This is a genomic window from Streptomyces asoensis, from assembly GCF_016860545.1.
GTDB lineage: Bacteria > Actinomycetota > Actinomycetes > Streptomycetales > Streptomycetaceae > Streptomyces > Streptomyces asoensis.
This window is the reverse complement of the sequence record NZ_BNEB01000005.1, coordinates 863,738-876,522: the sequence shown is the minus strand read 5'-3', so window position 1 is coordinate 876,522 and position 12,785 is coordinate 863,738. Positions and strand designations below refer to the sequence as shown.

General features: G+C 75.2%; 11 protein-coding genes. 7 read left to right on the top strand and 4 right to left on the bottom strand.

The features are described from left to right. Positions 1–246: 246 nt before the first annotated feature. From Saso_RS26890 to lanKC, 3 genes are all read right to left on the bottom strand, one after another. On the bottom strand, positions 247–2,067 hold the full coding sequence (locus Saso_RS26890) for an ATP-binding cassette domain-containing protein (protein ID WP_189924548.1): 1,821 nt from the start codon (positions 2,065–2,067) through the stop codon (positions 247–249). Between the two features lie 143 nt (positions 2,068–2,210). Then, positions 2,211–2,327: a SapB/AmfS family lanthipeptide gene (locus tag Saso_RS26885; RefSeq protein WP_189924634.1), complete on the bottom strand. Its 117-nt coding sequence runs from the start codon at positions 2,325–2,327 to the stop codon at positions 2,211–2,213. 59 nt (positions 2,328–2,386) lie between these two features. Then, positions 2,387–5,068 (bottom strand): class III lanthionine synthetase LanKC, encoded by a 2,682-nt coding sequence (gene lanKC, locus Saso_RS26880; RefSeq protein ID WP_189924550.1) that lies wholly within the window; start codon positions 5,066–5,068, stop codon positions 2,387–2,389. Positions 5,069–5,280: 212 nt separating this feature from the next. Here lanKC and Saso_RS26875 point away from each other — a divergent pair, with 212 nt between their 5' ends. From Saso_RS26875 to Saso_RS26845, 7 genes are all read left to right on the top strand, one after another. Further along, positions 5,281–7,740, top strand: a complete 2,460-nt coding sequence (locus Saso_RS26875; RefSeq protein WP_189924552.1) for a SpoIIE family protein phosphatase — start codon at positions 5,281–5,283, stop codon at positions 7,738–7,740. 50 nt (positions 7,741–7,790) lie between these two features. Further along, positions 7,791–8,132, top strand: coding sequence for a DUF6479 family protein (locus Saso_RS26870; RefSeq protein ID WP_189924554.1), 342 nt, complete (start codon positions 7,791–7,793; stop codon positions 8,130–8,132). A gap of 74 nt (positions 8,133–8,206) precedes the next feature. Continuing rightward, positions 8,207–8,392, top strand: coding sequence for a hypothetical protein (locus Saso_RS26865; protein ID WP_189924556.1), 186 nt, complete (start codon positions 8,207–8,209; stop codon positions 8,390–8,392). Between the two features lie 67 nt (positions 8,393–8,459). Beyond that, positions 8,460–9,527, top strand: a complete 1,068-nt coding sequence (locus Saso_RS26860; RefSeq protein ID WP_189924558.1) for a glucose-1-phosphate thymidylyltransferase — start codon at positions 8,460–8,462, stop codon at positions 9,525–9,527. Continuing rightward, positions 9,524–10,492: a dTDP-glucose 4,6-dehydratase gene (gene rfbB / locus Saso_RS26855; protein WP_189924560.1), complete on the top strand. Its 969-nt coding sequence runs from the start codon at positions 9,524–9,526 to the stop codon at positions 10,490–10,492. The genes Saso_RS26860 and rfbB overlap by 4 nt, the downstream gene beginning before the upstream one ends. Then, positions 10,489–11,406, top strand: a complete 918-nt coding sequence (gene rfbD / locus Saso_RS26850) for a dTDP-4-dehydrorhamnose reductase (protein ID WP_189924562.1) — start codon at positions 10,489–10,491, stop codon at positions 11,404–11,406. The genes rfbB and rfbD overlap by 4 nt, the downstream gene beginning before the upstream one ends. After that, on the top strand, positions 11,393–12,196 hold the full coding sequence (locus tag Saso_RS26845) for a class I SAM-dependent methyltransferase (protein WP_189924564.1): 804 nt from the start codon (positions 11,393–11,395) through the stop codon (positions 12,194–12,196). The genes rfbD and Saso_RS26845 overlap by 14 nt, the downstream gene beginning before the upstream one ends. Here Saso_RS26845 and rfbC read toward each other — a convergent pair. After that, positions 12,186–12,785, bottom strand: coding sequence for a dTDP-4-dehydrorhamnose 3,5-epimerase (rfbC, locus tag Saso_RS26840; RefSeq protein ID WP_189924566.1), 600 nt, complete (start codon positions 12,783–12,785; stop codon positions 12,186–12,188). The two genes, Saso_RS26845 and rfbC, sit on opposite strands and share 11 nt — an antisense overlap.

Below are 12,785 nucleotides of genomic sequence, written 5' to 3'. Positions count from 1 at the left end.
AGACCCGGCCGGTGCCGTACGCGCCGGCCAGTACGCCCAGTCCGGCCACGCCGAGCCACCACAGTCCGGTCCCGGCCCGGCCGGCCAGGAAACCGTCGTCCAGCGCACGGGCCAGGGCGTACCCGAGCAGGAAGGTCTGCCCGCTTTCCAGCACCGACCAGCCGACGAGCCCCGCGAGGGCCCGCCGGCGGTCCAGCAGGAAGCGGATCCCCTCGGCCCGCAGCCCGCCCCGGCCCACCGGCCCGCTCACCGCCGTGTCACCGGGCCGCACCCGTCCTCCGCCCGCGCGTTCGCCCGCGCCTCGGCCTGTGCATCCGCCTCGGCCTGTGCCTCTGCCTGCGTGTCCGCCGGCGGGGCGGATCCCGGCCCGGTGCCGTTCTCGGTGTCCGTCGCGAACACCTTCCGGTACGCGGCCGTCCGCCACAGCTGCGCATGGGTGCCGACGGCCCGCACCCGTCCGCCGTCCAGCCAGGCCACCGCGTCGGCGCGGGCGGCCGTGGAGGCGCGATGGGCCACCACGAGCCGGGTGGCGGTCGTGGTGCGGCCGAACACGGCCTGCGTGACCTGGCGTTCGGTGACGGTGTCGAGGCTGGAGAGGGCGTCGTCGAGGATCATCAGCCGGCCGCCGTGGGCGAACGCCCGGGCCAGGCCGAGGCGCTGGGCCTCGCCTCCGGAGTGCGGGGCGTCCGCGCAGCGCGTCGCGTAGCCGTCGGGCAGCCGGCGGACGAAGTCGTCGGCGCGCGCCGCGCGCGCGGCCTCCCGGACCCGGGCGGGGGAGGCGCTCCCGAGCGAGACGGTGTCCTCGATCGTGGCGCCCAGCAGGGCCGGGCGGTCGAAGGCCTGCGCGATCGCCGCCCGCAGCTCGGACCGGCGCAGGGCGGCCAGCGGGACGCCGTCCAGCAGCACCTCGCCGGCGTCCGGGTCGGTGAGCCGGCCCGCCAGCGCCGCCAGCAGCGACTTCCCCGCGCCGGAGCGGCCCACCACGGCGAGCGCCGTCCCGCCCGGGACGACCAGGTCGAGGCCGTCCAGCACCGCACGGTCACCGCGGCGCGCGCTCACGCCCCGCAGCTCCAGCCGGCCCGGACCGTCCGCGGGCAGTCCGCGGGTGCCGTAGGAAGGCGCGGGTGCGTTCAGGACCTCGCCGAGACGGGCGGCCGCGGCCCGGGAGCGGGCCAGCCCGGAGAGCTGCCCGACCAGGACGCCGACGCCCGTGGCGAGGACCGCGTAACGCGACGCGGCGAGGACGTCGCCGGGCGACACCCGGTGCCGGGCGAGCAGCAGGCCCGCGACGGCGACGACCCCGATGTGCAGCAGGGGCGCCACCGCGGTCGCCTGCGCGGCGGCCCGGCCCTGCACCTGCCACATGCGCCGTCCCGCCCGGGACAGCTCGGGCAGCGGCCGAAGGACGCGTGCGGTGTCCCGGGCTGCGGTGCCGGCCGCGCGGATCGTGCGCGCGCCGCCGACCGCCTCGGTGAGGGCGGCCGCGATCCGTCCCTGCGCGTCCAGGTACGCGGCCACGCACGACGAGGTGTCCCTGGCCAGCGAGCGCAGCAGGAGGGTGAGGACGGGCGCGCCGGTCAGCAGGACGGCCGCGAGCCACGGGTCGATGAGGGCGAGCGCCGCCACCGCGCCGACGGGTCCGGCGAGCGCGGCGGGGAGCGCGGCACGGGCGCCCGGCGCCGCGCCGGCCTGGGCGGCGCCGCCGACGACCCGCGCGACGAGGTCCCCGGCCTCGAAGCGGGCGGTGGCGCGGGGACCGAGGGCCAGGACGTGACCGAGGGCCCGGTGGCGCAGGAAGGCGGTGGTCTTGGCGTCGAGGGTGCCGGTGAGGACGGTCTCGCCCGCGTCGAGCAGGGTCAGCAGCAGGGCGAGGCCGGCGCAGCACAGCACCCAGGGGGTCGCGCCGCCGCCGGCGAGCAGCAGGTCGAGGGCCCGGCCCAGGGCGGCGGGCAGGAGCAGCGAGGCACCGGTCGCGGTCACGCCCAGCAGCGCCAGGGCGGCGGGGCGCGGCCCGCCGTGCCGGGTCGCCGAGCCGAGCAGCTCGCCGGTCGTCCGGTCCATCGGCATCCGCTCCCGTACGTTTCGGAGGTTCCGTTTCCTGCGGCGGGCCCGGGAGGACCGGGCTACGGGCGGCCCGCCCCCTGGGGGAGCGGACCGCCCGGAGCGGTCGGCACGGCGTGCGCGCCGAGCGCGTCAGACGTGCCGGAGGATCACAGACAGAGCAGCACGCTCGTCGCGCTGACGCAGGAGAGCAGGCTCACGGTGCTGTTGCCGCCGCCCCCGGTGTGCTCGTCGGATTCCATCGTCTGAAGGTCGAGCAGGGCCATGGTGTGTCCTTTCGTCGGGTTCATCGGTTGGATGTCACATCCCGTGGGGACGGGTTGCGTCACGACTCCGTCGGTTGCCGCGGAGCCGCGTCCGAGGGCCGCCGGTGCGGCGGCGGGAGGAACGGCAGGTGCGCGTCGGCGCCCGTGCCGTCCGGGTCGAGAGCGGCGGCCAGGGCGAGCAGACAGCCCGCGGTGCCGGTCCCGAGATCCATGGACAGCCGCATCATCTGGTGTCCGGGGAAGGCGAGCTGGCCCTGGTAGGGCATCGAGAACCAGCCCAGCGCGGCGATCTGCCCGTCCAGCCGTGCCCGGGGCGCGTCCGGGGCGGTGGTGCGCGCGAGATGCAGGATCATCCCGGCGCGGCCCTGGAAGAGGCCGGGCTGCGCGTAGAAGCGGGAGGTGGCGGCGGTGCGGATGCCGGCGCGAGACCGCTCGAACTCCGGCTCGCCGTAAGGGACATGGACGGCGTGGTCGTCGAGGACCAGTCCCACGCCCACGCTTCCGTCCCCGAGGTACGGCAGGGTGCGCCACCCCTCGTCGACCTCCACCGCACCCCCCTCGCGCTCCACGCAGGCCGCAAGGTCCCGGTGCAGGGCGACGCCCGCCGCCTCCAGCAGCCGTCGCTCGCCCGTCTCCTCGTACTGCCGGAGCAGGAAGAGGGCGGGGCCGCTCGCACCGCGCAGCAGTCCGGCCCGCTGCCGCCGGGCCGTCCCGGGCACCGGTTCGCCGAGCCGCCGTACGACGATGTCGGCGGCCTCGGCGGCCCGCTCGCGCAGCTCCGGCTCACCGGTACGGCGGGCGAGGTCGCCGAGGACGAGGCCCAGTCCGGCCAGTCCGCCGTGCAGGTCCGAGGAGAGGTTCTGCCACCGCTCGCGCAGGATGCCGTCGACCAGGTCGAGCGCCCGCCCGCGGTGACCGAGCAGCTCCAGGACGTGGGCGACGCCCGCGAGGCCGTCGTACAGGCCCAGGGGAGTGCCCGTCGGGGCCGGCGCGGTGCGGTCGAGGAGCCAGCGCTCGCCGTCGTCGAAGCGTTCGGCGCCGGTCGCCCGCAGCGCGTACAGCACGCCGGCCGCCCCGTGCGCCAGGCCGAGACCGCCGCCGTCGGAGAACTGCGCGACGTCCCCGGGGAAGAGCCGGTCGTCGCGTTCCGGGGTCGCCGACGCGAGGATCGCCTTGACCATGGAGTCGCGGCTGTGCGGCCAGTCGCCCGGCTCCACCCGGAAGGCCGGTGCCGCGGGCAGCCGGACGGCGGACCGCGGCGGCGCGGCCGGACCGCTCCCGCCCGTCGCCGGCGCACCGGAGGGAATGTCCCGGGTGATCTCGGCGACCGCCGCGTCCAGGAACTCCCGGGGCACGTCGGGGAACTGCTCGGCGATCACCTCGGCGAGATGCGCCGCCTTGCCCCGGTCGACCACGAACAACGTGGTGACCGGAAGGAACAGCGCGAGCCGCAGACACGCCAGCGCGTAGCGGTCGACATCGGCGCCGCGCCGGTCGGGCGGTGCGAAGAAGCCCGGGTGGGCCACGATCTGCCGGCCGTTCTCCCCGATCGGCGCCGCCGCCTCGAAGTCGATGAGGAACACCGACTCGTCGTCCGGCGCGACCATGATGTTGAAGACGTGCAGGTCGTTGAAGACGATCCCGCGCGCGTGCACCTTCTCCACCGCCCGCTCCACCGACCGGTGGACCCGTACCGCCCACCGTGTGTAGGCGGCGACGGCCCCGGGGTCGGGGTCCGGGCACAGCAGCGGATGCCGTTCGGCGAAGAACGCGTTGAGCGGCCGGCCCTCGACCAGGTCCATCACCAGGAAGCGGTGGTCGCCCAGGGTGAACCAGTCCCGCACCTCGGGCACCACCCCGGTGCCCGCCACCGCCTCCAGGGCGTGCTTCTCCCGCTCCAGCCGGGTGATCGCGTCCGCGCCGTCCGCGGCCAGGCCGGCGTGCGGGCGGCCCTCCTTCAGGACCACCTTGCGCCCGTCCCGGGTGTCGGTGCCCGCGTAGACCCCGCCGCCGTTGGAGAAGTGCAGCGCCTTCTCGATGCGGTAGGGCAGCTCGCCCACCGTCGTCGTGTTGCGGGCGGCCAGGTGCGGCTCCAGGAAGGGGGGCAGCGTCACCCACTCCGGCACCTGGAAGGAGGGCGCCCGCCGGTCCGGGACCAGGGTCCCTTCGCCGTCGAGCACCGCGAGCACGAGCGAGCCCCGGTCGTCGACGACGTACCTGCGTGCGAACGCGCCGTAGCGGACGTAGAGGGGACCCTCGCCCCAGCGCAGGTCGGTCAGGATGTAGGGGCCCTCGAAGCCCTCCAGCAGCGCGCCCAGCTCGCGCAGCACCGTGTGCAACCGCTCCTCGTCGCCCGGGTAGACCGTGACGAACTTGCCGCTGGTGTCGCGGCCCGCGTACTTGGTGTTGCGCAGATGCAGCAGGTGCGGGCCCGGCACGAACTTGAAGGGGATGCGCCGCGGGACGCAGTAGTCCCACACGATGCGTGCGACGTCGTCCGCGTTCGCCCGGGTGGCCGAGGCGTGGATCTTCCAGCCCTGGGCGGGGCCGGCCACCGGGGACCCGTCCGCGGCGAGCGGAGTCAGGGCCAGCCAGTCGCCCGTCCGCGCCGACGTCCAGCCGCTGGGGACCGGGCGCAGGGCCGTGTCGAACAGCGGAGCGGGCCCGTCGCCGGTCAGCCGGTCGGGTGTCTCGTAGAAGTGCGCGTCCGCCAGCGCGTACACCTCGTACCGCTTGTCCATGCGTCCCCTCCGTGTCACGGCTTGCGTGGCCCTGACAAGAGACTCGCAAGGGGAGGAGGGGCGCGGACAGTCACGCCTGTCACGACATCCCTGTGCGGAACGCATGAGTAAAGACATGTTCGATCCGTTTCGAGCACGAACCGCCCTCGCCGCCCCGCCCGGCGCTCGCCGAACGGCCACAGGGGCTGCGCCCCGGGACCCGAGGCGCTGTAATGGCGGACGTGGTCAGTGAGGGTGCCGCGGAGCGCAGAACGGGACCCCCGCGCGCCGAAATCGCACTCGAGGCGATCAGAGCCGATCCCGCCGCGCCCGACCGGGTGCGCCGCACCCTGGAACAGGCACTCGTCTTCGCGGGCGCGGCCCTCGCCGCGCTCTACACGCCGGCGCAGGGCCGGCTGCTCCGGCTGGTCGACTCGGCCGGCGCGCCGAGGACCCTGTACGGCCTGCGCGAGGACTACCCGCTCGACGGGGACTCGCCGGTCGCCGCCGCCCTGCGCGCCGACCGGCCGGTGTGGCTGGGCCCCGAGGACCTCGCCGGTGCGGCCGACCACCCCCCGGCACAGCGCACGCCCGCGGGCGCCGTCCACCTGGCCGTCCTGCCCGTGCGGGACGGCAGGGGCGGCTGCCTGCTCGCCGTGCGCGAGCACCCCGGCGGCTTCGGCCCCGACGACCGGGCCTGCCTGCGCCTGGTCGCCGACGCCGTCGCGCTCCTCGCCCCGGCCGTCACCGCCGAGGACGGCCGACCGCACCCGGACGCGTTCAGCCTGGCCATGGACACCGGCCGCGTCGAGGTCGGCGACGAGATCCTGGACCTGTTCGGGATGGGCCGGGCCGACTTCGACGGGCGGGTCGAGACCCTCCTCGGACTCACCGTCCCCGAGGACCTGCCCTCGCTGATGTCCGTCGTCGAGGCCGACCACATGTCGATCGGCGACCGTGAACTGGAGTTCCGGGTGCTCCAGCCCACCGGGCCGCCGAGGTGGCTCAGGCTCCGCGGACGGCTGCTGCCCGGCGGCGCCGACCGCGCGGCACGGCTCGTCGGCACCGTCACCGACGCCTCCTCCCTGCGCGACGAGGTCACCGACGTCTCCCGGGTCCAGCGGCTGGCCACCGCGCTCGCCACCGCCCGCACCGTCGGCGACGTCAGTCAGGCGGTCGTCGCCGCCCTGCGCAAGCCGCTGCGGGCCGACCGGATCGCGCTCGCCGAACTGGAGAACGACCGGCTCGTGGTCACCGTCCTCGACCCGCCCGAGCCCGACGCCTGGCCCGAGCTGTGGCAGCTGGAGTGGCGCGCCGAATGGCCCGACGCGCCCGTACGGGCCATGCCCACCCTCGCCGCGGCCCTGCGCGAGGGCCGGGCCCGTATCTGGCCCGCCGGCACCGCCCTCGAACCGGCCCTCGCCGAGGTCGGCCCCGGCGGGCTCGGTGTGCTGCCGCTCTCCGCCGGCGGCCGCACGGCCGGCGTCTGCCTCATCGGCTGGGACGAGCCGCACGAGTTCCGCCCCGACGAACGGGCCCTGCTCACCGCCTTCGCCGGACTCGCCGGACAGGCCCTGACGCGTGCCCGTGCCTTCGACGCGGAGCACGAACTCGTCGGCATGCTCCAGCGCCAGCTGCTCCCGCGCCGCCTGCCCGAACTCCCCGGCGGCGTGGCCGTCGCCCGCTATCTCCCGGCCACCGCGGGCCTGGAGGTGGGCGGCGACTGGTACGACGTCATCCCGCTCCCGGACCACCATGTCGCCCTCGTCATCGGCGACGTCCAGGGGCACAGCGCCGCCGCCGCGACCCTCATGGGCCAGATGCGCACGGCGCTGCGCGCCTACGCGGCCGAGGGCCACCCGCCGGACGTCGTGGTCTCCCATGCCAACCGGCTCCTGATGGAACTGGAGACCGACCTCTTCGTCACCTGCTGCTATGTCGACGTCGACATGGAGGAGGGCACCGCCTGGTGCGTCCGGGCCGGACACCCGCCCCCCGTCCTGCGCCACCCGGACGGCTCGACCGAGATCGCCGAGGCCGACGGGGGTCCGCCCCTCGGCGTCGTCACCCGGGCCGAGTTCCCGATGACCCCGCTGCGCCTGGTCCCCGGCGCCGTCGTCGTCCTGACCACGGACGGCCTCGTGGAGTCCGCCGGCCTGGACATCGACACCGGTCTCGACCGCCTCGCCCGCGCCGCGTCCGCCGCCGACCCCGCCCACCTCGGCCTCGTCGCCGACACCCTGCTCGGCGGCGCCCACCGCGGCGACGACGTGGCCCTCCTGCTGATGCGCTACGACGGCATGGCCGTCAAACCCCTGCGCGAGGGCTGGACCGTGTGGCGGGTGCCCGAGGCGGCCCGCCAGGCCCGGCGCTTCACCCGGCGCACGCTGCGCGCCTGGGGTGTGTCGGCGCACACCCTGGACGCCGCCCTGCTCGTCGTGTCCGAACTGGTCACCAACGCCCTGGTGCACACCGACGGCCGGGTCCGCCTCGACCTCACCCTCGTCAACCACCGGCTGCGGGTCGCCGTCACCGACACCTCGCCCCGCAGCCCGGTCAAGCCGGCCAGCCTCGGCTGGGAGGCCACCGGCGGCCGGGGCATCCTCCTGGTGGAGGCGGTGTCGCAGGCCTGGGGGACCGTGCCGGTCAGCGGCGGCAAGCAGGTGTGGAGCGAGCTGACGCCGACCGGCTGAGCCGTCGGAACCCCACGTGTCCCGCGGCACGGACGGGGTACCCGGCGCCCATGGACACCTTCGCCTCCGTCTTCGTCGCGGCATCCGGAAGGTCCGCGCTGGCCACCGTCGCCTTCATCGCCGTCGGGCTCGTCCTCGTCGGCGGTCTGATCTGGGCGTTCCGGCTCGGTTTCAAGGTCCGCAGCCGCGAGCCCGCGCCCCCGGCGCCGCACGAACAGCCCCGCAGGCCCGGGACCGCCCCGGCCCACGAGACCCACCGCACCCGCGAACCCAACGCGATGCCCGAGCCCACGGACGGCGAACGCCTCACCCCGCACCAACTGCGGCCCACCGGCAGCCGGGACAGCGCCGACCAGCGCCGCCCCCGCTGGGAGGAGGGCTCCGGCGGCTGATTCGGCAGCGCAGGCCCCGGTGCCGGCTGAACCAGGGGCACAAGCCCTGTGACCGAGAAGGATGATGAACCGTCGTGACCGCGCACACCGAGGAGCAACCGGTGATCCTCCGGGCCGAGACCGGCTGGGCCAGGGCCCGCCGGATCCGCCGCCAGTCGACCGCGCTGCGCACGTGCCTGCCCGCCGTCGCCGCCGCACCTTCCGCGACGGCCGGGATGCAGACCGGCGCGGAATGGAACATTGTCAGGGGTGAGGACTGACCGGCAGACAGTGCGCACGAGCGGATGAATCGGTCGCGGCCGGGCGACCGGGGCTGGAGTGACCCCGATGAAGGCTCTCGTGCTGTCCGGCGGCGCCGGGACCCGCCTGCGGCCGATCACCCACACCTCGGCCAAACAGCTCGTGCCGGTGGCCAACAAGGCCGTCCTCTTCTACGGCCTGGAGTCCATCGCCGCCGCCGGTGTCACCGAGGTCGGGGTCATCGTGGGCGACACGGCGGCGGAGATCCGCGAAGCCGTCGGCGACGGCTCCCGCTTCGGCCTCGACGTCACCTACATCCCGCAGGACAGGCCGCTCGGCCTGGCCCACGCGGTGATCGTCGCGCGGGACTTCCTCGGCGACGACGACTTCGTGATGTACCTGGGCGACAACTTCATCGTCGGCGGCATCACCGACCTCGTCGACGAGTTCCGCCGGACCCGCCCCGACGCCCAGATCCTCCTCACCCGCGTCCGTGACCCCCGCGCCTTCGGCGTGGCCGAGCTGGACCCCGCCGGACAGGTCGTCGGCCTGGAGGAGAAGCCCGCGCACCCCAGGAGCGACCTCGCGCTGGTCGGCGTCTACCTCTTCACCCCCGCGATCCACGACGCCGTCCGCGCCGTCCGGCCGTCCGGACGCGGTGAGCTGGAGATCACCGACGCCCTCCAGCAGCTGATCGACACCGGCGCCCGGGTGCGCTCCACGATCATCAAGGGCTACTGGAAGGACACCGGCAACGTCGTCGACATGCTGGAGGTCAACCGGACCGTGCTGGAGGGCGTCGAGCGGCGCATCGAGGGCGAGGTCGACGACTCCTCCGAGACCGTCGGCCGGGTCGTCGTGGAGGCGGGCGCCCGCGTGGTGAACTCGCGTCTGGTCGGACCGGTCCTGCTGGGCGCGGGCAGCGAGGTCCGCGACTCCTACATCGGCCCCTTCACCTCCGTCGGCGAGAACTGCCGGATCACCGACAGCGAGCTGGAGTTCTCCATCGTGCTGCGCGACTCCTCCATCGAAGGCGTGGGCCGCATCGAGAACTCGCTGATCGGCCGGCACGTCGAGGTCACCCCGGCGACCGGGGTGTCCAGCGCCCACCGGCTGGTGCTCGGCGACCACAGCAAGGTACAGATCCACCCATGAACCTCCTCGTCACCGGGGCCGCCGGATTCATCGGCTCGGCGTACGTGCGCGGCCTGCTGGCCCGCGACCCGGCCGTCCGCGTCACCGTCCTGGACAAGCTCACCTACGCCGGAAACCCCGCCAACCTGCCCACCGGCCACCCCCGCCTGGAGTTCACGCACGGCGACATCTGCGACGCCGACCTCGTGGACCGGGTGACGGCCGGCGCCGACCAGGTCGTCCACTTCGCGGCCGAGTCCCACGTCGACCGCTCCATCGACGGCGCGGGCGCCTTCGTGCGCACCAACGTCCTCGGCACCCAGACGCTCCTGGACGCGGCCCTGCGGCACGGCGTCGGTCCCTTCGTGCACGTCTCCACCGACGAGGTCTACGGCTCCATCGAGACCGGCGCCTGGACCGAGGAGCAGCCGCTGAGCCCCAACTCGCCGTACGCCGCCTCCAAGGCGTCCTCCGACCTGATCGCCCTCGCCCACCACCGCACCCACGGCCTGGACGTCCGCGTCACCCGCTGCTCCAACAACTACGGCCCGCGCCAGTACCCCGAGAAGGTGATCCCGCTCTTCGTCACGAACCTCCTGGACGGCGAGCAGGTCCCCCTGTACGGCGACGGACGCCACGTCCGCGACTGGCTGCACGTCGAGGACCACTGCCGGGGCGTCGACCTCGTGCGCACGAAGGGCCGCCCCGGCGAGGTGTACAACCTGGGCGGCGGCACCCAGCTGAGCAACCGCGAGCTGACCGGTCTGCTCCTCGACGCCTGCGGGGCGGGCTGGGACCGGGTCCGGCACGTCGAGGACCGCAAGGGCCACGACCTGCGCTACTGCGTCGACTGGACGAAGGCCCGCGACGAGCTCGGCTACCGGCCCCGGCACGACTTCACCGCCGGTCTCGCCGGGACGGTCGCCTGGTACCGCGACCACCGCGACTGGTGGGAACCCCTGCGCCCGCAAGCGCGCACGCCGTGAGGTGGCTGGTCGCGGGCGCCGGCGGGATGCTCGGCCGGGACACCGTGCAGGAGCTGCTGCGGCGCGGCGAGGACGTGACCGGCCTCGACCGCACCGCCCTCGACGTCACCCGGCCCACGTCGGTGGCCGCGGCGTTCGGCGCGCACCGGCCCGACGTGGTCGTCAACTGCGCCGCCCACACGGCCGTCGACGACGCCGAGACCGACGACGCACGCGCGCTGCTGGTCAACGGCGAGGGACCCCGCCTGCTCGCCGCCGCCTGCGCCGCGCACGGCGCCCGACTGGTCCACGTATCCACCGACTACGTCTTCGACGGCACGGCCCGCACCCCCTACGCGGAGGACCATCCGCCGTCCCCCCGGACCGCCTACGGCCGCACCAAACTGGCCGGCGAACGGGCCGTCCGCGCCGTGCTCCCCGACGCCTCGGTCATCGTGCGCACCGCCTGGCTCTACGGCGTCCACGGCCGCAGCTTCGTGCGCACGATGCTCGACCTGGAGGCCCGCCGCGACACCGTCGACGTCGTCGACGACCAGCGCGGTCAGCCCACCTGGAGCGCCGACGTCGCCGTGCGCGTCGCCGACCTCGGGCCGCTGGCCGGGCGCGGCGCGAGCGGCGTCTTCCACGCCACCGCGGCCGGCGAGGCCACCTGGTACGACCTGGCCCGCGAGGTGTTCCGGCTGACCGGCGCCGACCCGGACCGGGTGCGCCCCGTCACGGGCGACCACCACCCCCGTCCGGCGCCCCGCCCGGCCTACAGCGTGCTGTCGCACGGCCGGTGGCGCGAGGCCGGCCTGCCGCCGCCGCGGGACTGGCGCACGGCGCTGCGACAGGCGCTCCCGCTGATCCGCGGGGCGTCCCCCGAACCGGTGCCGTCCGAGGAGCCCGAGGAGTCCCTTCGTGAAACGCCATGAGTTCCTGCGGGAGCTGCACAAGGTCACCGCCAACCGCAACTACCTGGAGATCGGTGTCAACGACGGCCGCAGTCTGCGGCTGTCCCGCGTCCCGAGCATCGCGGTCGACCCCGCGTTCAAGGTGACCTCGGAGCTGCGCTGCGACGTGCACCTGGTGAGGGCCACCAGCGACGACTTCTTCGCCCGCCGCGACCCCCTCGCCCATCTCAGGGGCGGCCGCCACCCGCTGCGCAATCTGGCCCGGGGCCGCCATCCCCTCGGCCACTGGCGCCGCGCCACCCTCGACCTGGCCTTCATCGACGGCATGCACCTGTTCGAGTTCGCGCTGCGCGACTTCATCAACGTCGAGCGGCACTGCGACTGGTCGAGCGTGATCGTCCTGGACGACATGCTGCCCCGGGGCGTCGACGAGGCCGCCCGCGACCGGCACACCACCGCCTGGACCGGCGACGTCTACAAGCTCACCGAGATCCTGTCCCGCCACCGCCCCGACCTGGTGATCGTGCCGGTCGACACCGAGCCCACCGGACAGCTCGTGGTCTTCGGCGCCGACCCCCGCAACCCGGTGCTGCGCCGGCGGTACCACGAGATCGTCGCCGAGTACGAGGTCCCCGACCCGCAGAAGGTCCCCGAGGACGTCCTGGAACGGGTGCGCGCGGTACGGCCCGGGACGCTGCTGCGGGCGGGTTTCTGGAAGCCCCTGGTGCGGGCCCGCAACCGGGGCCTGGACCGCTCCCGGGGCTGGGAGCCGCTGCGCGGGGCGCTGGAGCGGGCGGCCGTCAGCCGCTGAGGCGCAGCGCGCGGTAGTGGTCCCGGCAGGAGGCGTACGAGGGCAGCAGCCCCGAGGCCCGCGCCTCGGCCAGCGACGGCGCCGCCGCGTCCCTCGGCGACAGCACCGGCTCCACCCCGCGCGGCCAGTCGATGCCCAGGCCGGGGTCGAGCGGGTGCACGCCGTGCTCCCGCTCGGGCGCGTATCCGGTCGAGCACAGGTAGACGACGGTGGCCTCGTCCCCGAGGGCCAGGAAGGCGTGTCCGAGGCCCTCGGCGAGGAACACCGCGTGCCGGGTGACGTCGTCCAGCCGGACCGCCTCCCACCGGCCGAACCCGGGCGAGCCCACCCGCAGATCGACGACCACGTCCAGCACCGCGCCCCGCACACAGGTCACGTACTTGGCCTGACCCGGCGGGACGTCCGAGAAGTGGACGCCGCGCAGGACGCCCCGGCGCGAGACGGAGCAGTTCGCCTGGGCGAGCCCCAGACCGTGGCCGGTGGCCGCGCGGAACTCCGGCTCGCGGAACCACTCGTGGAAGCTGCCCCGCCCGTCGGGCAGGACCCGCGGCTCCAGCACCCAGGCGCCCTCGATCCCCAGCGGCCGCAT

Coding starts and splice junctions, on each gene's coding strand:
- Saso_RS26885 (WP_189924634.1), bottom strand. CDS start 2,327: ATGGCCCTGCTCGACCTTCAGACGATGGAATCCGACGAGCACACCGGG.
- lanKC (WP_189924550.1), bottom strand. CDS start 5,068: ATGGACAAGCGGTACGAGGTGTACGCGCTGGCGGACGCGCACTTCTAC.
- rfbC (WP_189924566.1), bottom strand. CDS start 12,785: ATGCGGCCGCTGGGGATCGAGGGCGCCTGGGTGCTGGAGCCGCGGGTC.
- Saso_RS26860 (WP_189924558.1), top strand. CDS start 8,460: ATGAAGGCTCTCGTGCTGTCCGGCGGCGCCGGGACCCGCCTGCGGCCG.
- rfbB (WP_189924560.1), top strand. CDS start 9,524: ATGAACCTCCTCGTCACCGGGGCCGCCGGATTCATCGGCTCGGCGTAC.
- Saso_RS26890 (WP_189924548.1), bottom strand. CDS start 2,067: ATGCCGATGGACCGGACGACCGGCGAGCTGCTCGGCTCGGCGACCCGG.
- Saso_RS26870 (WP_189924554.1), top strand. CDS start 7,791: ATGGACACCTTCGCCTCCGTCTTCGTCGCGGCATCCGGAAGGTCCGCG.
- Saso_RS26875 (WP_189924552.1), top strand. CDS start 5,281: ATGGCGGACGTGGTCAGTGAGGGTGCCGCGGAGCGCAGAACGGGACCC.